This is a genomic window from Bradyrhizobium sp. S69 (assembly GCF_009766005.1).
Taxonomy (GTDB): domain Bacteria; phylum Pseudomonadota; class Alphaproteobacteria; order Rhizobiales; family Xanthobacteraceae; genus Bradyrhizobium.
In genome coordinates this window covers 322,615-342,535 of record NZ_LMUK01000043.1, presented here as the reverse complement: position 1 = coordinate 342,535, position 19,921 = coordinate 322,615, and the positions used below count along the sequence as shown (strand labels likewise).

Here is a 19,921-nt window from a genome sequence, read left to right as displayed (position 1 = left end):
GTCGCCTTCGTAAAAAACCGACCCCGATCCGTCCTCGAACCGAGCATTTATGAAGCCCGCGCCGTTCAAATATGTTGCCGCCTCGTCGCTCGATCACGCGCTCTCCCTGAAGTCCGAATACGGCGACGACGCGCGGTTTCTGGCCGGCGGGCAGAGCTTGATTCCGACGATGAACTTCCGCCTGGCAAGGCCGTCGGTGCTGATCGACATCAATGGCCTGAAGGATCTGGCGGGCGTCGATCGATCGGACACCGCATATATTCGGGTCGGCGCGCTGACGCGCTATCGCGACCTCGAACGCGATGGCGATTTCCTGCGATGCTGCCCGTTGTTCGCCGATGCGCTTCCCCATATCGCGCATCCGCAGATCCGTAATCGCGGCACCATCGGCGGTAACCTGTCGCATGCCGATCCGGCATCGGAACTGCCGGCGCTGGCGGTGGCGATGCGGGCCCGCATGCGGATCAAATCGTCCACGCGTCAGCGCGACGTGCCGGCGTCGGAGTTTTTCATGGGGCTGCTCACCACCGACATCGGTTCGGACGAGATGCTGGTCGAGATCGCGTATCCGGCCATGGCGCCGCGCACCGGCACCTGCTTTCAGGAAGTCGCGCGCCGGCGCGGCGATTTCGCGCTGGCGGGCGTCGCTGCGGTAGTGACGCTCGACGAAGTGCGGCGATGCACTGAGATACGTCTGGCGTTGTGCGGCGTCGGCGAAACGCCAGTCGATGCCAGCGCGGCGGGAGCTCACCTGATTGGAACCGATTGCAACGATGAGGCGATCGGCGCGGTGGCCGCCGAGGTGCAGGACATGATCTACCCCTCGGGCAACGTTCACGCGACGCCGGATTATCAACGTCATATCGCCGGCGTTTTGGCGAGGCGAACCCTCAGCGCAGCATTTCAACGGGCCGGCCATGGCGTCTGACCGGCACGACATCGAGGTTTCGGTCAACGGCACGACGTATCGCCGTGACACGGACTCGCGCACGCTGCTGAGCGACTTCCTGCGTCACGAATTGCGGCTCGCCGGCACCCATGTCGGATGCGAACATGGCGTGTGCGGCGCCTGCACGATCCTGCTCGATGGCGTGGCGGTCCGTTCCTGCTTGATGCTGGCGGTACAGGCCAACGGCCACGAACTCTCGACCATCGAGGGCCTTGCGGGCAAGGGCAACGCACTGAACCCGATCCAGCAGGCGATGCACGAGCACCACGGGCTTCAATGCGGCTATTGCACGCCGGGCATCCTGATGACGATGACGGCGTTCCTGAAGGAAAACCCGTCGCCGTCGGAAGACGACGTGCGGGAGGCGCTATCCGGTAACATCTGCCGCTGCACCGGTTATCAGAACATCGTCGACGCCATGATGGCGGCGGCCGAAGCGTTGCGGACGGCGGCGTCATGAGCACGCGGTATTTCGGTGCTCCGGTCAAGCGCAATGAGGACCACCGGCTGCTGACCGGGCAGGCGCTGTTCGTCGATGACGTCGAGCTTCCCGGCCTGCTGCATGTGGCCTTTCTGCGCAGCCAGGTGGCGCACGCCCGGATCAAGAGCATCGACGTCTCCGCCGCACGGCAATGCGAGGGCGTAGTGGCGGTCTATGTCGCCGACGATCTCGGCGCCTATTGGCAGCCCGGCCCGCTGCTGGTGCCACCGCCGCCGATCGCGGGGATCATTTTCAACCTGCGCGCCCAGGTGCCGCTGGCAAAGGACTGGATACGCCATGTCGGCGAACCGATGGCCATCGTCGTCGCCGAAAGCCGCTATCTCGCCGAAGACGCGCTCGACGAGATTTCCGTCGATCTGGAGATGTTGCCGGTGGTGGTCGATATCGAGCGCGCGCTCGAGCCTTCATCGGTCCATGTCCATGACGACCTCGGCACCAACATCTCGGCGCACGTCCATCAGAGCAAGGGAGATTATCGCACCGCCTCGGCGCGGGCCCATCTGATCCTGAAGCGCCGCTTCCGCTACGAGCACGGCATCTCTTCGCCGATCGAGACCCGCGGCGTGGTCGCGCAATGGGACGTCCGCGCCAGCCAGATGACGATCTGGGATACGACGCAGGCGCCGGTGTTCATTCGCAACGGGCTCGCCGGCATGCTCGGCCTCGGCGAGCATCAGGTGCGCGTCATCGCACCGTTTGTCGGCGGCGGCTTCGGGCCGAAGATGATGATGTTCTACCCTGAGGAAGTCGCGCTGCCGTGGATCGCGATGCAGATCAACCGGCCGGTGAAATGGATCGAGGACCGGCTCGAGCATTTCTTCGCCACCACCCATGAGCGCGGCCAGATCCACGATGCCGAGATCGCGGTCGACAAAGACGGCCGCATCCTCGGCATCAAGGACGTCTTCCTGCACGATACCGGCGCCTATGATCCCTATGGCCTGACGGTTCCAATCAACAGCCAATGCACGTTGCTCGGCCCGTATCTAGTGCCGGCCTATCACAGCACCTTCACGGCGGTGTTCACCAATCTGCCGATCGTGACGCCTTATCGCGGCGCAGGCCGGCAGCATGGCGTGTTCGTGATGGAACGGTTGCTCGATCTGGTCGCGCATGAACTCGAAATCGATCCGGCCGAAATCCGGCGCCGCAATCTCATTCCACCCGATGCGTTTCCGTACAAGAACGAGATCATCTACCAGGATTTCCAGCCGCTCGAATACGACAGCGGAAATTATGAGCCGGTGCTCGACATGGCGCTCGAAGCGATTGGATATGCCGAGTTTACCGGCGGCGGGCAGGCGAAGCTGCGTGCCGAGGGCCGCTGCGTCGGCATCGGCATCGCATGCTATGTCGAAGGCACCGGCATCGGCCCATATGAAGGCGCCAAGGTCCAGGTGCTCGCCAACGGCAAGGTCAGCGTCGCGACCGGCATCGGCACCCAGGGCCAGGGGCATTTCACCAGTTTTGCGCAGATCGCCGCCGACCAGCTCGGCGTCGATGTTCGGGACGTCGATGTCGTCACCGGCGACACCGAACGGTTCTATTGGGGCGCCGGCACCTTTGCCAGCCGCGGCGCGGTGGTTGCCGGCAATGCGGTCAATGAAGCCTCCAAGGTGGTGCGGCAGAAGGCGCTCAAGCTCGCCAGCGATGCCTTCGAATGTTCGGAGGACGATCTGGTGCTCGCCGACGGCAAGGTGTCGATCGTGGGCATCCCGGAAAAATTCATCCGGCTCGGCGAGCTCGCGCAGCGAGCCAACCCGATGCGCGGCGCCGTCAAGCCCGGCACCGAGCCCGGGCTGGAATCGACGCAATATTTCGGGCCACCGAGCGGCGCCACCGCCAACGGCGTCCACGCCATGATCGTCGAGGTCGACCCGGAAACCTTCGATCTGAAAATCCTCAGATATATCGTGGTGCACGATTGCGGCACCGTGATCAATCCGATGATCCTGGCAGGCCAGATCCATGGCGGCGTCGCCCAGGGCATCGGCAACGCGTTCTACGAGAAACTATCGTTCGACGATCAGGGCCAGTTATTGAACGCCTCGCTGGCGGATTATTTGCTGCCGACCGCGCTCGAAGTACCGCGCATGGAGCTTTCGCATACCGTGACGCCGTCGCCGCTCAATCCGATGGGCATCAAGGGCGCGGGCGAGGCGGGCGCCATCCCGGTCGGGCCGCTGTTCGCGCAGGCGATCGAAGACGCGTTGCAGCTGAAGCAGAAGAAGGTCGAGCTTTTGGAAATACCATTGAGTCCAAGCCAGGTGTTCGAGCTTGCCAAGGCAACGATGAAGAGGGCCGCGACATGAGAACCGCGCGCGTTTTCAGATTGTCGATGGCGCATCCCGGAGATCTCTCCGAGCTCGAAGCCCTGATCACGGACGGCACCATCGCAGCCGGCGAAGTTACCGCGATCATCGGCAAGACCGAGGGCAATGGCGGCGTCAATGATTTCACCCGCGGCTATTTCACCCAGACCCTGATGGCGCTGCTGTCGCGGCATCTCGAAAAGCCCTCGGCGCAATTGCTGCGTGAAATTCCGTGCGTGCTGTCGGGCGGCACCGAAGGTGTGATGAGCCCGCATTACAGCGTGTTCTGCGTTCGCGATGACAGCGCGGCCTCCAGCGATAAGCCGGCGCTCGCGGTCGGTACCGCGTTCAGTGCGCCCGTCGCGGCCGAGATCGTCGGGCGTCGCGCGCATGTCGAGAGCGTGGCCGAGGCCGTGCGGCAGGCGATCGCCAATGCCGGGATCGACCGTCCCCAGGACGTGCATTTCGTTCAGGTCAAATGTCCCTGCATCACGGTTGCCCGCGCGTCGGCGGCGATCGCTGCCGGCAAGACTCCGTTGACCAGCGATCCCGGCAAGTCGATGGCCTATGCTCGCGCGGCCGGCGCCTTCGGCGTCGCGCTGGGACTTGCCGAAATCAAGCCGGACAATTTCGACGATGCCTCACTGTTGTCGAATTTCACCATTCAATCGCCGCGCGCCAGCATTTCCTCAGGCGTCGAGGTCGAGAGCAATGAGGTAATCGTGCTCGGCAATAGCCCGCATTGGGCGGGGGACTTGCGTATCGCGCATCGTCCGATGGCGGATGCGCTGGATATCGGCGCGATTGTCGACGTGCTGGCCGATCTCGGCATCGCCGCCACCCCGCAGGTCGCAACCGCCAAGGCCGCAGACATCGCGACCGTGCTGGTCAAATGCGAACCCGACCGGCGCGGCAGCATTCGCGGGCATCGGCATACCATGCTGGATGATACCGACATCAACGCGCAGCGCCATATTCGCGGCGCGGTCGCGGGCCTGGTCGCTGGCGTGATCGGGGACACCAGGATTTTTGTCTCGGGCGGTGCCGAGCACCAGGGTCCCGACGGCGGCGGCCTGATCGCGGTGATCGCGTCGCGCAACGGAGGCCACGGCTGATGCGTATCGTGATCGTCGGGGCCGGTGTGGCGGGATGCGTGATGGCGCGCAAGCTTTCACGCCTGCAAGGCGTTGAGGTCACCTGCCTGGAGCGGGTGCAGCGCGACGATCATTCCGAAGCCGGCACCGGGCTCAATGTCGGCCCCAATGCGGTCAAGGCGCTGACATCCGTCGATCCGGAACTCGCCGATCTGATCACGCAAGCGAGCTTTGCCTGGCGCCACTGGCGGGTCTCGTTGACCGACGGCACCGTATTATTCGATCTGCCCCTGACGGAAGTGGCTGACGGGCCGGGCTGGCGCATCCGATGGTCGCAGCTTTATCATGTACTGCGCGAAGCGGCCGGTGCCAGCGTCCGCTATGGCTGCGAGATAACCAAGGTCGACCGTGATGCCGTCGATCCACTTAAGACCTCGATTGAGTGGACGCAGAATGGCGGCACGCATCGGTTGGACCAGATCGATCTCCTGATCGCGGCTGACGGGCGCTATTCCAAGGTGCGTCGGGCGATCTCTGCGGAACCGTCGGTGCGGCAGGTCGGCGTTGCGATCTTCCGTTTGCTGGTGCCTGACACTTCGAACGGGTTGATCGACGATTACGAGCAATGGTTCAATGGTCCCAATCGCCTGCTGTCGTTCCGGGTGCCGGACAACCACATTTATGTCGCCGGCGCGTTTCCTATTTCGCCGGAAGCGCCGATCCCGGACGATTTGAAAACGCCCGCCGTTCTGCGCGAAACATTCACACCGCGAACGGCGCCACCGAGTTCGCAGACGCGTTGGCTGATCGATGCGATCTGCCAAAATGTTGCCGACACCCATTGGGCGCGGATGCAGGAGCACGACATGCTCTATCGGGCAGCCGACTGCAATGTGCTCTATCTCGGCGATGCCGCTCACGGCATGGTGCCGACGTTGGGGCAGGGCGCGACGCAGGCGATCGAAGACGCCGCCAACGCCGCGGCGCTGATCGCTCGGCGCTACCAGGCCGGACAGCACAACGTCGATGACTGGCTGTCGGAGATCGAGGCGTCGCGGCAGGATCGCATGCGCTTTGTGATGGAATTCTCGCTTGAGGCGACCGACACCATGTTGGCCGGCGCCGACCCTGTCGCAGGTACCCAGCACAAGAACGAGCCGCCGTTTCAGAACAAATTGAAGGCGCTCTATCGGGACGTCGGATTGCCGTTGCGATGAAACCCCTGTGATGAAACGAACCCGGAGGAGACCAACACCATGACAGCATCCACGCAGACACTGCCGATCGCGACGGTGCACGGACTTTATCATGTCGCGATCAAGACCGAGGATCTCGCCGCGACCCGGAAATTCTGGACCGACATTATCGGTCTTGCTGAATTTCCGCGGCCGGATTTCGGCTATCCCGGTGCGTGGCTGGGCTGCCCGCAGCCGGGCGGGCTCGCCATTGTTCATGTCTATGCCGGCGGCCCGGCGCTCGGTCCGGAAGGCAAGGCGCCGGCGGGAACCGCGGCGATCGATCATCTCTCGCTGTCCTGCTCGGGCTATCGCTCCTATGTCTCGCGCTTCAAGGCCGCCGGCCTCGACTGGCGTGAGTTCATCGTGCCGGGCACCTCGCTCTGGCAATTGTTCGTCTATGATCCGAGCGGCGTTCAACTCGAGCTGACCTTCGAGTGCGGCATCGAAGGCGAGGAAAAACCCGATGTGTCGCCCGGCCGCAAATACGTCGCGGGTTCGAGCTTCTTCTCCAAGGCGAGCTATCCCAAGCTTGCGTGAGGCGATGGCCGATCCCGTTCGCCCGTTGTGGTCGTTGTCGGCGCGCGAGCTTGCGCTGGCCTACGCCGGCGGGCTGTCGCCCGCGCACGCGATGGCGGCGACGCTCGCGCGCATCGACGCGATCAATCCAGAACTCAACGCGATTGTGACGCTGGACGCGGCAGGTGCGATGGCATCGGCCGAAGCCAGCGCGCGGCGATGGAAGGCCGGACGGCCACTCGGCCCGTTCGATGGCGTACCGGTGACGATCAAGGACAATATCCTGGCCGCGGGCCTGCGCGCGACCTGGGGCAGTCGTCTCTATCGCGACTTCGTGCCTGCGATAGATGAGACGCCGGTCCGCCGCTTGCGGGAAGCCGGGGCTGCGATCCTCGGCAAGACCAACGTCCCGGAATTCACGCTGCACGGATTTACCGACAACGAACTGTTCGGCGTGACCGGAAATCCGTGGAACGCAGCCCTCACGCCGGGTGGGTCGAGTGGCGGCGCGGTTGCGGCGGTGGCGTCGGGCATGGGCGCGCTTGCGCTCGGCACCGACGGCGGCGGCTCGATCCGGCGTCCGGCCGGCCATACTGGTCTGGTCGGGTTCAAGCCGTCGCGCGAGGCGGTGCCACGCGATCACGGCTTCCCCGCCATCCTGCATAATTTCGAAGTGGCCGGGCCGATCGCGCGCTGCGTCGACGATGTCATTTCGGCGATGGACATCATTGCGGGTGCGAATTGGTCGCATGGTGCGAACGAGTCGATGACCGAGCGTCCGCGCATCGCCTACGCGCCGACGTTCGGCGGCGCCCCGGTCGATCCGTTGATCCGCGACGCCGTCGCGCGAACGATCGCCGGAATGCGGTCGTTCGGCCTCGATGTCGAAATGCTATCGCCGTTCGATCTGGCCGATCCGCTGGTTCAGGTCTGGCCAGTCATCAGCCAGACCGGGGTGGCCTGGCTGTTGGCGAACAAGCCGGATTGGACGGACAAAGTCTCGCCCGCAATCGCCGAGATGGCTGCGGCCGGCGATCGCCACACGGCAAAGGACTATCTCAACGCGCTTGATACCATCACCGCGATGCAGCGAACGTTCGACGCGCTTTTCGAGCGATATGATTTCCTGGTGACGCCGACCACGGCCGCGATGCCTTGGCCGGCAGAGCAATCATACCCCACCGAGATTGACGGCAAGCCGGTTGGTTCTCGTGGGCATGCGGCCTTCACACCGTTTGCCAACGCGCTCGGCCTGCCCGCAGTCTCGTTGCCATGCCCGACGGAGAATGACGATATGCCGGTTGGTGTCCAGATTATTGCGGCTCGACATCGCGATCGTTCCCTGCTGTCCTTTGCGCGCGAATTCGAGAGCAGGTTGTTTGTCCATCGCTGGCCGCCGGCATTCGGATGGAATTAGTGGTGAGCGGTGCCCTTCATGCAAAGAGCCGGCCGCAACAGCGACCGGCTCCGGGCAGTCTTCAGGTTGGCTTAGCGGCCCGCGGGGGCCGAGTACGCGCCGTTTTGATATCGCGACCAGTCGTCCTGCGTCGGCGCCGGGACATAGGCACTGGCGTTACGAACGGGCTCGCTGACTTGAGCGGGAGCGCGCGCGACGCGGTGAAGGCGGTGATGCTCGGTGGCCGAGGCGGCCTGCGCGGCCGAAGCGACGATCAGAGCCGAACCCAGGATAGTCAGTATGGTCTTCCGCATTTTCTTGTCTCCCAGACGTTGCGCTGTTTTGCAGCGAGACATGGGCGTCTCGCTCATCTGCGCATGCAGCGGAGATAACGATGAATCATGCAAATTATTACAGGGCGGGCCATCACGAAGCGGCGAGCAAATTTAATGGTCAAAAGTTTTTTCGACCAAAAATTCAGCAGCCATCGACGGTGAGGCCTGATAGACTCATTCCAATCGGCCCCGTTCAATCAGGAAGGGGCGTAAGTTGCGAGCGAAACCGATGAAGAGACTGACACCTGCGATGGTATCTGCAATTGTCTTGATTGCGTCGCCGGCCTTGGTACCGCCAGCCTTGGCCCAGACCAAGCTGACACCCAAGCCCGCCACCGCGCGCACGGTCGACAATTGTGCGCCGATCGGCCGCACCGCAAATGGTACCCTGGTCTATTCGATGAAGTGCGACAACATGCCGGCGCCGGCACCCCCGCCACAGGCGGAAGCGGCCCCGGCGCCGGAGCCGGAAACGCAGCGCACCGGGATATTGGGGCTGTCCTACACAAGGAAGCCGCCGGATCAGTAGGCGGTAGCTGGAACGGTGATTGCTTGAACGATGTTCGGCTGTGGCCGATAAACGCCTAATTCCTTGAGCAAGAGAAAGATGCATGAGCCAACTCATTGTCCACGCCGGTGACTTCAAGTTTGAGGCCCGTTTCGAAGAAAAACTGGCTCCGAAGACCGTCGCGGCGTTCCGCAAGGCGATGCCGTTCGAGAGCCAGGCGATCCACGTCCGCTGGAGCGGTGAGGGGGTCTGGATGCCGCTTGGCGATCTGGATTTCGGCGTCTCCTACGAGAACCACACCAGCTATCCCGCGCCCGGCCAGATCATTCTCTATCCCGGCGGCATCAGCGAGACTGAAATCCTGCTGGCCTATGGCGGCGTGCACTTCGCGAGCAAAATGGGCCAGCTCGCCGGCAATCATTTTATCACCTTGACCTCGGGTCTTGAGAACCTGACTGCCTTCGGCAAGACGGTATTGTGGAAGGGCGCGCAGAAGATCCGGTTCGAGGAAGTCTGAGGTGAGCGACGCCGACTACCCTCGCGACCTCCGCGGCTACGGCCGCAACCCGCCGAACCCGCATTGGCCGGGGAACGCACGGGTCGCGGTGCAGTTCGTGGTCAATTTCGAGGAAGGCGGCGAGAACAATATTCTGCACGGCGACCGTGCGTCGGAAGCATTCCTCTCCGACGTATTGGGCGCGCAGCCCTGGCCCGGGCAACGCCACGCCAACATCGAATCGATGTTCGAATATGGTTCGCGCGCCGGCTTCTGGCGGCTATGGCGGATTTTCACTGAGCGCAAATTGCCGACCACCGTGTTCGGCGTCGCGACGGCCCTGAAGCGAAACCCGGAAGTGGTTGCCGCGATGAAGGAGGCCGGTTGGGATATCGCCAGCCACAGCCTGAAATGGGTCGAACACAAGGACATGTCGGAAGCCGAGGAGCGCGCCGAGATCGCGGATGCGATCCGCGTGCACACCGAAGTCACCGGCCAGCGTCCGCTCGGCTGGTACACCGGGCGAACCTCCATTAACACCGTGCGGCTAATCCTGGAGGCCGGCGGCTTCCTGTATTCCTGCGATTCCTACGCCGACGATCTGCCGTACTGGATCGCAGGGCCGGCCGGCCCGCATCTGATCATTCCCTACAGCCTCGATGCCAACGACATGCGTTTTGTCAACGCGCAGGGCTTCGGCGGCGGCGATCAGTTCTTCACTTATCTAAAAGACAGTTTTGATGTGCTGTACGCGGAAGGCGCGACGTCGCCCAAGATGATGTCGGTCGGGCTGCATTGCCGGGTCGTCGGGCGTCCGGGCCGCGCGGCCGCGCTGATCCGCTTCCTCGATTACATCGCCGGCCACGAACTGGTGTGGGTGCCGACGCGGTTGCAGATCGCGCAGCATTGGCACGCCAACCTGGCGCATCTTGCCGCCAATGCGCCAATCGCCCGATAGGACCGCAGCTATGTCGCAAAAGAAGCTCTCCGACCTGAATGCTTCCAGCAAGGACGACTTCGTCGCGGCGCTGGCGAACATTTTCGAATACTCGCCATGGATCGCTGAAAAGGCCGCGGCGGCGCGGCCTTTCGCCGGCGTGACGCAATTGTTCGATGCGATGAAGTCGGCCGTCGACGGCGCGGCACCGGAACTTCGCCTCGCGCTGATCAAGGCGCATCCCGATCTCGCCGACAAAACCCAGCGCGCCGCGGGGTTGACCGAGGAGTCCAGCGCCGAGCAGAACAGCCTCGGACTGGACCGGTTGTCGGATGCCGAATACGAGGCGTTCGAGCGCGTCAACAATGCCTACCGCGCCAGGTTCGGCTTTCCGTATGTCGTCTGCGTGCGGCGCCAAACCAAGGACTCCGTTCTGCGCGATTTCGAGCGCCGGCTGCCGAACGACATCACTACCGAAACCCAAAGATCGATCGAGGAGATCTGCCGGATCGCGGCGCTGCGCCTCGATCTCCTGATCACGTCGGACGACCGGCTCAAGGTGCATGGGCGGCTATCGACCCACGTGCTCGATACCCATAGCGGCCGGCCGGCTGCCGGCATTGCGGTCGAGCTCGTCGAACTGTCCGAGCTTGGCATCAGCCGTGTGGTGACGCGTACGATCACCAATTCGGACGGCCGCACCGATGCGCCCTTGATCGGCGGCCGGCCGGTCCCGATCGGCCGCTATGAATTGACGTTCAGGGTCGGGAAATATTTCGCCGAGCGCGGCGTCGCGATGTCCGATCCGCCGTTCCTCGATCAGATACCCTTGCGCTTTTCGGTCAGCGACCCCGAAGGCCACCTCCACGTGCCGCTGCTGGTGACGCCGTGGAGCTATGGGACCTATCGGGGGAGTTAGGCAATAGCGGGTTGCGCGACGCGTGAGCAAGGATGCCGAAGAAACCGGCAACCCTGCCCGGGCCCGAAGGCCAAGCGGACGCAATATCCGCTTGCCGGCTGGCACGAACGTTGCTCATTATCTAGCAGAACCGGCGCGCGTTTTGGATGGCGGCCGGTCGAACTGGAGGTCGCGAGCGTGCCGCTGATCAAGAACAAATATGGCAAGGGCCGGGTCCGCGTGATGCGGCTTCACCGCGACGGCGAGCGGCACGAGGTCAGCCAGCTCAACGTCCAGGCGATGCTCGATGGCGATTTCGCCCGCACCTATACCCACGCCGACAACAGCAACTCGGTATCGACCGACACCATCAAGAACGTCGTGAATATCGTGGCGCGCCAGAATACCGGACTTGGCACCGAGGAGTTCTGCCAGGTGCTGGCGAAGAAATATCTCGACACCTATCCGCAGGTGAACTCGGTGGAGATCACCGCCCATGAGACCAAATGGAGCCGGCTGAGCGTTGGCGGCAGGCCGCATCCGCATAGTTTCATCCTCGACAGCAACGGCAAGCCGTTCGTCGAAGTGCAGGCGACGCGCCAGGGATCGACCATGACCTCCGGCATCGACGGCTTTACCTTCATGAAGGCGACCCAGTCGGGCTGGGAGAAATACGTGATGGACCCCTACACCACGATCAAGGAAACCAATGATCGGATCTGCGCGACCAGCATGGTCGCGTCATGGAAGTGGTCGGCAAAGCCACACAATTATCCGGCGACCAATACGAAGATTCTCACCACCGCACTGGATGTGTTCAGCACCACCTATAGCTCCAGCGTGCAGGACAGCCTGTACCGGATGGGCGAGGCGGTGCTGGCGGCGGTGCCGGAAATTTCCGAGATCAGCATGGCCTGCCCGAACATGCATTTCATCCCGATCAACCTCTCGGCGTTCGGGCTCGATAACAACAACGACGTCTTCCTGCCGACCGACGAGCCGCACGGCCAGATCGAATGCACGGTAGGACGGGGCTGAGAGCGAATCGAGGCAGCTATTCCCAGAACAAACGCAGGCAGCCGGTCATCGCGAAAGAGAGCGTCACTGCAACGACCGCACAGCCGATGTTGGCTTCGACCAGTTCAAAGAGCCGTTCGATCATGTGTCGCATGGAGAGTTGCCTTGCAGGACTGCGTTGTCAGACGATTCTGGTGCGCGAAGGTTAATGATTTCTTAGTTTCAGCCCGATGACGGCCGAGGAGGTCTATGTGAGCGCTATTCCGGTGATTGATGTTGCTGCTTTGATCGATGGCTCGCCGCAGCAGGCGCGGGATGTCGCCAAGGCGTTGGGCGCGGCCTGCCGTGACGTCGGCTTCTTCTATGTTTCCGGCCACGGCGTTCCGCCTGAGCTCATGAAGCGCGTTTTCGATACATCGGCTGCGTTCTTTACCGGTCCCGCCTCGGTCCGCCAGGCGGTCTCCTTTGGCGGCCCCGGCAGCAATCGTGGCTACATCGGGCTGGGTGGTGAAACGCTGGATCCGGGCAAGCCACCCGACGTCAAGGAAGCCTTCAACATCGGGCTCGAACTGGCGCCCGACGATCCCGAGATCGTGGCCGGCGTGGCGTTTCGGGCCACCAATCTGTGGCCGGATATGCCCGATTTTCGTGCCACCATGCTGGACTATTTCAATCGAGTCTGGCGGCTCGGTTGCGATTTGCATCGCGGCTTCGCGCTTGATCTTGGCCTCGATCCTGATTTTTTCGAGAGCAAGCTCGACCGGCCAATCGCCACGCTGCGTCTGCTGCATTATCCGCCCAGCGAAAGACCGCTTTCCGGCGGCCAACTCGGCGCCGGTGTTCATACCGACTACGGCAATGTCACGCTGCTGGCGACCGATGCCGTCGGCGGATTGATGGTACAGGACCGCTCCGGCCGTTGGCTCGACGCGCCGGTGATACCCGGCACCTTCGTTTGCAACATCGGCGACTGCCTGATGCGGTGGTCGAACGATGTCTATGTGTCGACGCCGCACAAGGTGGTCAATCCGGGCCTGGATCGCTACTCGGTCGCATTTTTCCTCGATCCGAATCCGGACGCGGTCGTCGACTGTCTGCCGAGCTGCACCAGCCCGGAGCGGCCGGCGAAATACGCGCCGATATCCGGCGCGGATTTCCTGCGTTCGCGGCTGGAGCCGACTTACGCTGCAAAGACGGCGTGAGGCGGCCATGTGGTGTTCTCGTCGCGCGGTCTCAATGCCGGGGTTGCGTGACGAGATCATGGATAAAGCCGAGCTTGGTGATGACGGCGGGCGAGAGCACGAAGGGATATAGCTCCCTTGTGCCCATGGTTCGGCTGACACTGTTCATGGCGTATACGAACGGCAACCACGCATTCATGATCGGCTCGATGCCCGAGGCTTCGTAGGGATCGAAATCGATATGCGATGAGAGGCCGCCATTGTGGTCGAGCCGCGGCTTGACGTTGAGCCCGAATTCGCCGGCCATCTCCAGGGTGTCGACGATGTGCAGGTAGTGCGCCCAGGTTTCGGCGAAATCCTCCCAGGGGTGACTGGTCGCGTAGGATGAGACGAAATGCTGTTGCCAGTTGGGCGGCGCGCCATCCTTGTAGTGAGCCTTGAGTGCTTCTTCGTAATCGACCGTTTCGTCGCCGAACACCGCGCGGCAGGCATCGAGCTTGCCGCCATCGCGGATCAGCACGTCCCAGAAGTGATGGCCGACCTCGTGCCGGAAATGGCCCAGCACCGTGCGGTAGGGCTCGCCCATCTGCAAGCGCCGCCGCTCCCGTTCGAGGTCGTCGGCCTCGGTCAGGGCGATGGTGATCACGCCATCGTCGTGGCCGGTCATGACTTTCGGGCGATCCTGGCGGTCGGCCAGAAAATTGAAGATCAGGCCGTGCACCGGATCTTCCGCGCGGGTTCGCAACGGCAGCTTCCAGCGCAACAGCGAGTAAAACAGCCGGTGCTTGCCGAGTTCGAGTTCGCGCCAGCCGGCGAGCCGTGCCGGATCGGAGACATCCGGAACGATCCCGTTGTGCCGGCAAGCCACGCAGTAGAGCTCGCTCGAGGTCTCTGATATCAACCAGTTGCAGGCGTCATAATTGGCGTTGGCGCAGAAATAACGCGTCGGCCCCTGCGATCCGACCGGACGCCAGCCGTCCCCGGCGGCGTCGAGCGCCGTCATCTCGTCCAGTTCGGGCTGAAAGCCCAAATGGTGCCCGCACTGGCCGCAGGAACGATTTTCAAAATAAAGAACGTTGCCGCAGAACTGGCAATCAAAGAGTTTCACAGGGTGGCTCGCTTGGCTTCGGCAGGAATAGTTCGCCAATTTCGATTAAACTCGATGAGACGGGAGCCGACAACGCGGCAGACGGATAGAAGTTCGCCGCGGTCGGAAATATCGTGGTCAATCTACCGGCAGTGTAACCGTTCTGCGGGAGGCTAGAGCCTCTTCCGTTCCGATGGAATCGGAACGGGGCTCTAGTCTTTTGTTTTGACGCGTTTTCTTCACGCGAGCCGGCGCCCACTTCGCTTGAAAACGCTCTAGCATCAGCCTTTGAGCCCGAACTTCTCATGCAGTGCCGGCCATAGCCGGTCCGGCTTGAACGGCACGCTGGTGAAGCGGATGCCGGTAGCATTGGCGATAGCGTTGCCGAGCGCGGCTGCGACCGGATTATACGGACTCTCGCTCATCGATTTGGCACCCATCGGACCGATGCTGTCGGTGGTATCGGCGAAATACACCTCGGTGCGCGGGATGTCGGCAAAGGACGGCAGATGATAGTCGCGGAATTTCGGATTGGTCACGCGGCCGCCATCGTCGATCACCATTTCCTCGTAGAGAGTGGCGCCGAGCGACTGCGCGACGCCGCCCTCGACCTGGCCACGGCATTGCATCGGATTGGCGACCTTGCCGGCATCGGCGGCATGCACGCTTCGCAAAATTCTGATTTCGCCGGTGGCCTTGTTCAGCGCGATCCTGAAGCCCTGCACATTGAACGCGACCGAACGCGGCGAACCCTCGGAGCTGCCGCTGGCGGAAAGCGTCCGGCCATTGCCACGTGCCGACCTTGCCAGTTCGGCAAACGACAGAATTTGCCTGCCGCAGATCACCGCCTCGTCCTTCAGCGCGCAGGAGGCCGGATCGGCCCCGGCGATCTGCGCGCCCAGCGCGATCAGGTCGCGCGCGAGATTTTCCGCGGCTGCCATGGTGGCGCGGCCGGCGACGAAGGTGCCGGCGCTGCCGTAAGCGCCGGTATCGTGACCGCCATTCGCGGTGTCGGATTGCCGTAAATTGATTCGATCGACCGTGGTCGCCAACGCCGTCGCCGCGATCTGGCGATGCACGGTCGCGGTGCCGTTGCCGAATTCGGCGGTGCCGACGGTGAGTTCGAAACCGCCATCGCCGCGCAGCGCAATCGTGCAGTCCGCAAAGTGCCCGGCAGGCGGCACGGTGTCGATCATGGTCAGCGCGATGCCGTCGCCGGTCAGCCAGTCCGGTGACAACTCGAGCTTCGGCCCGGGCTCGGCCATCGCGCGCTCGACCAGATCGAGGCATTGATCGAGGCCGTAAGAGCCATAATGCACGTCATGATATTCGGATCCGGGTGGCGCCAGCATGGGATCGCCCGGCTTGACGACGTTGCGGCGGCGCATGTCGAAGGGGTCGATACCGAGCTGTCTTGCCAGTTCGTCGATCGCGGCTTCCACCGCGAAGATGGTTTGCGGCAGGCCATAGCCGCGAAAGGCGCCTGATGGCACGGTGTTGGTATAGGCGGCGACGGCATCGACCTTCTTGTTCGGGCAGTTATAGACGCTGATGCATTCGCCGACGGCGTGGAACAGCACCGGGCCGGCATGGTTGCCATAGGCGCCGGTATTGGAGAGCACATCGAGCTGCAATGCCGTCAGTCTGCCGTCTTTATCCGCGCCGGCCTTCACGGTGACCTGCATCGGATGCCGGGTCGAGGTCGAGATGAACTGCTCCTCGCGGGTCAACTCGAATTTGACGGGACGGCCGGTCTTCAACGCGGCGAGCGCCAGAATGTCCTCGACGAACATTTCCTGCTTGCCGCCAAAGCCGCCACCGACGCGCTCGCAGAACACCCGGACCTTGTCGGGCGCGAGATCAAAGATATCCGCCAGCGCCCGCCGCGTCAGGAACGGCACCTGCGTGCTGGAGCGCACGTTCAGGATGCCTGACGCATCGACCCAGGCGAGGCCGCCATGGGTCTCCAGCGCCGCGTGCTGTACCCGTTGCGTGGTGAATGTTCCCTGGTAGGTCACCGCGGCCGAGGCCAGCGCGCGCGCGACATCGCCGAACTCGCCATGGGTTTCCGCGACGATATTGCGTGGCGCATTGCTGACGCGATGCTCTGCGGTCTTGTCGGTGTGGATCACCGGCGCACCGGGTGCGATCGCCTGTAGTGGGTCGACCACCGCGGGCAGGATTTCATAGTCGACCTTGAGGCGGCGGCAGCCTTCCTCGGCGGCGGCTTCGGTCTCCGCGATCACGGCCGCGACCTTTTGCCCGATGAAGCGGACTACCGGGTCGAGCACGCGGGTGTCGTCGGGGTCCATCCATTGCTTTTCATGGCGCGCAGTCGAGAACAGCCGCTGTGGCGCGTCTTCATGGGTCAAAACCGTCTGCACGCCCGGCACGGCGAGTGCGGCGCGTTTGTCGATCGCGATGATCCTGGCGTGCGGGTGCGGCGAGCGCAGCATCTTGAGGTGCAGCGTGCCTTCCATCGCGACGTCGAACGTGTAGCGCTCCGAACCGCGCACCACTTGCGGGCCGGCAGGCGCGGGCAGGCTGCGGCCGAACGCGGTGCCGGCTTCGGCCTGCTCGACATTGGTCTTGCCTTGAAGCGCGTCCTCGATCGCGCGATAGCCGGTGCAGCGGCAGATGTTGCCCTTCAGCGCGCTGCCTAAATCCTGCCGCTGCGCCTGGTTCAGCGACGCGCAGGTCAAGATCATGCCCGCGGTGCAGAAGCCGCATTGAAACGCCTGCGCATCGAGAAAGGCCTGCTGCATCGGGTGGGCGCCGCCGGCTGGCGCGAGGCCCTCGATGGTGGTGATGGCGTGATCGTCGGCGCGAAACGCCGGGATCAGGCAGCTATGCACCGGTTCGCCGTCGATCAGAACGGTACAGGCGCCGCAGTCGCCGGCATCGCAGCCTTTCTTGACGCCGAAATGTCCGAGCTGACGCAGGAAGGTGCGCAGGCATTGTCCGGCCTGCGGGGTTTCCGAAAATTCGATCCCGTTGATCTGATAGGTCATGGCCGCGCCGGCCCTTGCAGTTCGCTACGCGGACCTTGTATTTCGCTGCGCGGGCCTCGCAGTTCGGCACGAATTTCCTCGGCCAGCCGCAGGGTCATGTGCTTGCGCCATATCGGCTTGCCGTGGATGTCATCATGGTAGAGCGCATCGGGGATGTGCTGCTGCAGCATGTCGCGCAGTTCGTCCGCTCGTGGGATTCCTGCAAAGGACAATTTTATCGGCCGCTTGGTCGAGCCCGTCACCGTCAACGCAAAGCCGCCTCCGCCATGCAGGCTGCCGATCAACAACGCCGCGGAGCGGCCGACCGGGGTCAGCGATATCTGGCGGAACGCCGAACGCCGTTTCAGGGCCGCGAGTGGAATGTCGATCTGCCGCAACAGGTCGCCCGGTGCCAGCACGTTGCACTGGTTGCCGGTGACGAAGTTTGCGACGTCGATGGTCTGCTCGCTGCCGTCGGCCTTCCAGATCGTGCAGACGCCGTCGAGTGCTGCCGTCAACGAGATCATCGGGCCGGCCGGCAATGACATGCAGATATTGCCGCCGACGGTCGCGGTCTTCCAGATCTTGAAGGAGGCGAGGAACGCCCGGCAGCATTGATTGACCAGCGGCGAGGCGATCCAGTCCGGCGGGCCGATCAAGCCGTCGAGCTGGGCAACGGTGCAGGTCGCCGCGATCGTGAGCGCGGTCTCGCCGACGGTCAGCGCGGGCCATTTCAGGTCGGTAAGGTCGATCAATCGCGCCAGATGCGCCTGGGGCTCCGAGAACAAATACGTCCCGCCCGCGAGCCAAGCATCGCCTGCCGTCCAAAGCGGCAATTGTTCCCGGCTTTGCGGATGGGCGACCTCGGTAATGGTATTCAGATCCATGGATACTCGTATGATTTCAAAGCGATGAAGCTAGATCACGCGTGCTTTGCAAGACCGACGCCAAGTTCCCACGAGATTCCGATTGGTCCTTGAATTGCAGGTCTTGAATTTCAAGTCTTGAAGTGAGGTAACGTAAGCCACGCTCTTGAGCCCATTCCGGAGAGGCCGCAGGCCATGGACCATCCCCACGCGATCTGGATCAAAGACCCCCTGGCTATTCTGGCCGAAGGCGCGGAGCGCGGCATCGTCGTCAAAAACGGCAGGATTGTCGAACTGGTGCCCAGGGGCGGTCAACCCGCGACCGCCGCCGCGTTCTTCGAGGCCGGCGACCATGTGGTGGTGCCCGGCCTGATCAATACCCACCACCATTTCTACCAGACGCTGACCCGGGCGCTGCCGGCGGCGCTGGATCGTGAGCTGTTTCCATGGTTGCAGGCGCTGTATCCAGTCTGGGCGCGGCTGACGCCGAAGAACCTCGAACTCGGTGTCACCGTCGCGATGTCGGAATTATTGCTGTCCGGCTGCACCACCACGACCGATCATCATTACGTTTTTCCGGCAGGGCTTGAGGACGCCGTCGATATCGAGGTCGCGGTGGCCAAGCGTCTTGGGATGCGGGCGCTGCTGACGCGCGGCTCGATGAACCGTTCGCAGCGCGACGGCGGCTTGCCGCCCGACAGCGTGGTGCAGGACGAAGACACCATCCTGGCCGACAGCGAACGCGTGGTCGCCAAGCATCACCAGCGCGGCGAGGACGCCATGGTGCAGATCGCGCTGGCGCCGTGCTCGCCGTTTTCGGTCACGACATCGCTGATGCGCGCCACTGCCGATCTCGCCTCGAAACTCGATGTCCGCCTGCACACCCATCTGGCGGAAACCGAAGACGAGAACAAATTTTGCGAGCAGATGCATGGCTGCCGCCCGCTCGATTATCTCGAGCAATGCGGCTGGCTCAACGCGCGGACCTGGCTCGCCCATGGCATCTTCTTCAATTCCGACGAGATCAAGCGGCTCGGCAAGGCTAAAACCGCGATCAGCCATTGCGCCTGCAGCAACCAGATCCTGGCGTCGGGCTGCTGTCCGGTCTGCGACATGGAGGAGGCGGGGATAGGAATCGGCCTCGGGGTCGACGGCTCGGCCTCCAACGACGGATCCAATCTGATGCAGGAAGTGCGGGCCGCGTTTCTGCTGCAACGGGCGCGCTACGGCGTCGGCCGCGTCAGCCACAAGGACGCGCTGCGCTGGGCCACCAAGGGATCGGCGGCCTGCGTCGGCCGGCCCGAACTTGGTGAGATCGAGGTCGGCAAAGTCGCCGACCTCGCGATGTTCAAGCTCGACGAATTGCGGTTTTCCGGCCATGGCGATCCGCTGGCCGCGCTGGTGCTGTGCGGCGCGCATCGCGCCGACCGCGTCATGGTCGGCGGCAAATGGGCCGTCACCGACGGTGCGATCCCGGGCCTCGATGTCCCCGATTTGATCCGCCGCCACAGTGCCGCCGCGCATGCAATGCAGGTGGGGTAGGCAACAGTGCGACCGTCATGGTGAGGAGCGCGCTCTCCCGGCAGCGCACTTGCGCTG

General features: G+C 63.3%; 18 protein-coding genes. 14 read left to right on the top strand and 4 right to left on the bottom strand.

The window, feature by feature from the left end; all coding sequences use genetic code 11:
• Positions 1-49: 49 nt before the first annotated feature.
• Genes GSQ88_RS23980 through GSQ88_RS23950 form a run of 7 tightly spaced genes read left to right on the top strand, consistent with a single transcriptional unit; the run spans position 50 to position 8,028 of the window.
• Positions 50-928: an FAD binding domain-containing protein gene (locus GSQ88_RS23980; RefSeq protein ID WP_159010224.1), complete on the top strand. Its 879-nt coding sequence runs from the start codon at positions 50-52 to the stop codon at positions 926-928.
• Positions 918-1,409, top strand: a complete 492-nt coding sequence (locus GSQ88_RS23975; protein WP_159010223.1) for a (2Fe-2S)-binding protein — start codon at positions 918-920, stop codon at positions 1,407-1,409. Before GSQ88_RS23980 ends, GSQ88_RS23975 begins: the two co-directional genes overlap by 11 nt.
• On the top strand, positions 1,406-3,763 hold the full coding sequence (locus GSQ88_RS23970) for a xanthine dehydrogenase family protein molybdopterin-binding subunit (RefSeq protein WP_159010222.1): 2,358 nt from the start codon (positions 1,406-1,408) through the stop codon (positions 3,761-3,763). The genes GSQ88_RS23975 and GSQ88_RS23970 overlap by 4 nt, the downstream gene beginning before the upstream one ends.
• Positions 3,760-4,878 carry a cyanuric acid amidohydrolase gene (gene atzD, locus GSQ88_RS23965; RefSeq protein WP_159010221.1) on the top strand — a complete coding sequence of 373 codons (1,119 nt, stop codon included), beginning with the start codon at positions 3,760-3,762 and terminating at the stop codon, positions 4,876-4,878. The genes GSQ88_RS23970 and atzD overlap by 4 nt, the downstream gene beginning before the upstream one ends.
• Positions 4,878-6,074, top strand: a complete 1,197-nt coding sequence (locus tag GSQ88_RS23960; protein WP_159010220.1) for an FAD-dependent monooxygenase — start codon at positions 4,878-4,880, stop codon at positions 6,072-6,074. The genes atzD and GSQ88_RS23960 overlap by 1 nt, the downstream gene beginning before the upstream one ends.
• 39 nt (positions 6,075-6,113) lie before the next feature.
• On the top strand, positions 6,114-6,632 hold the full coding sequence (locus GSQ88_RS23955; RefSeq protein ID WP_159010219.1) for a VOC family protein: 519 nt from the start codon (positions 6,114-6,116) through the stop codon (positions 6,630-6,632).
• Positions 6,633-6,636: 4 nt separating this feature from the next.
• A complete protein-coding gene (locus tag GSQ88_RS23950; RefSeq protein ID WP_159010218.1) occupies positions 6,637-8,028 on the top strand; it encodes an amidase in 1,392 nt (463 codons plus the stop codon).
• Positions 8,029-8,099: 71 nt separating this feature from the next.
• On the opposite strand, the gene GSQ88_RS23945 is transcribed toward GSQ88_RS23950, so the two are convergent.
• Complete coding sequence (locus tag GSQ88_RS23945) at positions 8,100-8,321, bottom strand: hypothetical protein (RefSeq protein WP_159010217.1); 222 nt, start codon at positions 8,319-8,321, stop codon at positions 8,100-8,102.
• A gap of 250 nt (positions 8,322-8,571) precedes the next feature.
• Here GSQ88_RS23945 and GSQ88_RS23940 point away from each other — a divergent pair, with 250 nt between their 5' ends.
• The 6 genes from GSQ88_RS23940 to GSQ88_RS23915 all read left to right on the top strand — a co-directional run bounded on the left by GSQ88_RS23940 (position 8,572) and on the right by GSQ88_RS23915 (position 13,400).
• Complete coding sequence (locus GSQ88_RS23940; protein ID WP_502706765.1) at positions 8,572-8,871, top strand: hypothetical protein; 300 nt, start codon at positions 8,572-8,574, stop codon at positions 8,869-8,871.
• Positions 8,872-8,953: 82 nt separating this feature from the next.
• Positions 8,954-9,367: a DUF3830 family protein gene (locus GSQ88_RS23935; RefSeq protein ID WP_159010216.1), complete on the top strand. Its 414-nt coding sequence runs from the start codon at positions 8,954-8,956 to the stop codon at positions 9,365-9,367.
• 1 nt (position 9,368) lies between these two features.
• Positions 9,369-10,304, top strand: a complete 936-nt coding sequence (gene puuE, locus GSQ88_RS23930; protein ID WP_159010215.1) for an allantoinase PuuE — start codon at positions 9,369-9,371, stop codon at positions 10,302-10,304.
• A 10-nt stretch (positions 10,305-10,314) separates the two neighbouring features.
• Positions 10,315-11,202 carry a 2-oxo-4-hydroxy-4-carboxy-5-ureidoimidazoline decarboxylase gene (gene uraD, locus GSQ88_RS23925; RefSeq protein ID WP_159010214.1) on the top strand — a complete coding sequence of 296 codons (888 nt, stop codon included), beginning with the start codon at positions 10,315-10,317 and terminating at the stop codon, positions 11,200-11,202.
• A 177-nt stretch (positions 11,203-11,379) separates the two neighbouring features.
• Complete coding sequence (gene pucL / locus GSQ88_RS23920; protein ID WP_159010213.1) at positions 11,380-12,219, top strand: factor-independent urate hydroxylase; 840 nt, start codon at positions 11,380-11,382, stop codon at positions 12,217-12,219.
• 230 nt (positions 12,220-12,449) lie between these two features.
• The gene (locus GSQ88_RS23915) at positions 12,450-13,400 is read left to right on the top strand and encodes an isopenicillin N synthase family dioxygenase (RefSeq protein WP_210253875.1); all 951 of its coding nucleotides are present in this window, start codon (positions 12,450-12,452) and stop codon (positions 13,398-13,400) included.
• A 31-nt stretch (positions 13,401-13,431) separates the two neighbouring features.
• On the opposite strand, the gene GSQ88_RS23910 is transcribed toward GSQ88_RS23915, so the two are convergent.
• The 3 genes from GSQ88_RS23910 to GSQ88_RS23895 all read right to left on the bottom strand — a co-directional run bounded on the left by GSQ88_RS23910 (position 13,432) and on the right by GSQ88_RS23895 (position 18,343).
• On the bottom strand, positions 13,432-14,487 hold the full coding sequence (locus GSQ88_RS23910) for a zinc-binding metallopeptidase family protein (protein ID WP_159010211.1): 1,056 nt from the start codon (positions 14,485-14,487) through the stop codon (positions 13,432-13,434).
• Between the two features lie 260 nt (positions 14,488-14,747).
• Positions 14,748-17,477, bottom strand: coding sequence for a molybdopterin-dependent oxidoreductase (locus tag GSQ88_RS23900; protein ID WP_159010210.1), 2,730 nt, complete (start codon positions 17,475-17,477; stop codon positions 14,748-14,750).
• Entirely contained in the window at positions 17,474-18,343 is an 870-nt protein-coding gene (locus GSQ88_RS23895) for an FAD binding domain-containing protein (RefSeq protein WP_159010209.1), read from the bottom strand. The genes GSQ88_RS23900 and GSQ88_RS23895 overlap by 4 nt, the downstream gene beginning before the upstream one ends.
• A gap of 174 nt (positions 18,344-18,517) precedes the next feature.
• Between GSQ88_RS23895 and GSQ88_RS23890 the strand changes: the two genes are divergently transcribed.
• Positions 18,518-19,864 (top strand): 8-oxoguanine deaminase, encoded by a 1,347-nt coding sequence (locus GSQ88_RS23890; RefSeq protein ID WP_159010208.1) that lies wholly within the window; start codon positions 18,518-18,520, stop codon positions 19,862-19,864.
• The last annotated feature ends 57 nt before the right edge of the window (positions 19,865-19,921 follow it).

What these genes read in the sequence shown, in the direction of transcription:
- GSQ88_RS23940 (WP_502706765.1), top strand. Translation starts at nt 8,572, where the DNA reads ATGAAGAGACTGACACCTGCGATGGTATCTGCAATTGTCTTGATTGCG.
- GSQ88_RS23935 (WP_159010216.1), top strand. Translation starts at nt 8,954, where the DNA reads ATGAGCCAACTCATTGTCCACGCCGGTGACTTCAAGTTTGAGGCCCGT.
- GSQ88_RS23975 (WP_159010223.1), top strand. Translation starts at nt 918, where the DNA reads ATGGCGTCTGACCGGCACGACATCGAGGTTTCGGTCAACGGCACGACG.
- GSQ88_RS23980 (WP_159010224.1), top strand. Translation starts at nt 50, where the DNA reads ATGAAGCCCGCGCCGTTCAAATATGTTGCCGCCTCGTCGCTCGATCAC.
- uraD (WP_159010214.1), top strand. Translation starts at nt 10,315, where the DNA reads ATGTCGCAAAAGAAGCTCTCCGACCTGAATGCTTCCAGCAAGGACGAC.
- atzD (WP_159010221.1), top strand. Translation starts at nt 3,760, where the DNA reads ATGAGAACCGCGCGCGTTTTCAGATTGTCGATGGCGCATCCCGGAGAT.
- GSQ88_RS23890 (WP_159010208.1), top strand. Translation starts at nt 18,518, where the DNA reads ATGGACCATCCCCACGCGATCTGGATCAAAGACCCCCTGGCTATTCTG.
- GSQ88_RS23970 (WP_159010222.1), top strand. Translation starts at nt 1,406, where the DNA reads ATGAGCACGCGGTATTTCGGTGCTCCGGTCAAGCGCAATGAGGACCAC.
- GSQ88_RS23960 (WP_159010220.1), top strand. Translation starts at nt 4,878, where the DNA reads ATGCGTATCGTGATCGTCGGGGCCGGTGTGGCGGGATGCGTGATGGCG.
- GSQ88_RS23955 (WP_159010219.1), top strand. Translation starts at nt 6,114, where the DNA reads ATGACAGCATCCACGCAGACACTGCCGATCGCGACGGTGCACGGACTT.
- GSQ88_RS23945 (WP_159010217.1), bottom strand. Translation starts at nt 8,321, where the DNA reads ATGCGGAAGACCATACTGACTATCCTGGGTTCGGCTCTGATCGTCGCT.
- GSQ88_RS23895 (WP_159010209.1), bottom strand. Translation starts at nt 18,343, where the DNA reads ATGGATCTGAATACCATTACCGAGGTCGCCCATCCGCAAAGCCGGGAA.
- GSQ88_RS23950 (WP_159010218.1), top strand. Translation starts at nt 6,637, where the DNA reads ATGGCCGATCCCGTTCGCCCGTTGTGGTCGTTGTCGGCGCGCGAGCTT.
- GSQ88_RS23900 (WP_159010210.1), bottom strand. Translation starts at nt 17,477, where the DNA reads ATGACCTATCAGATCAACGGGATCGAATTTTCGGAAACCCCGCAGGCC.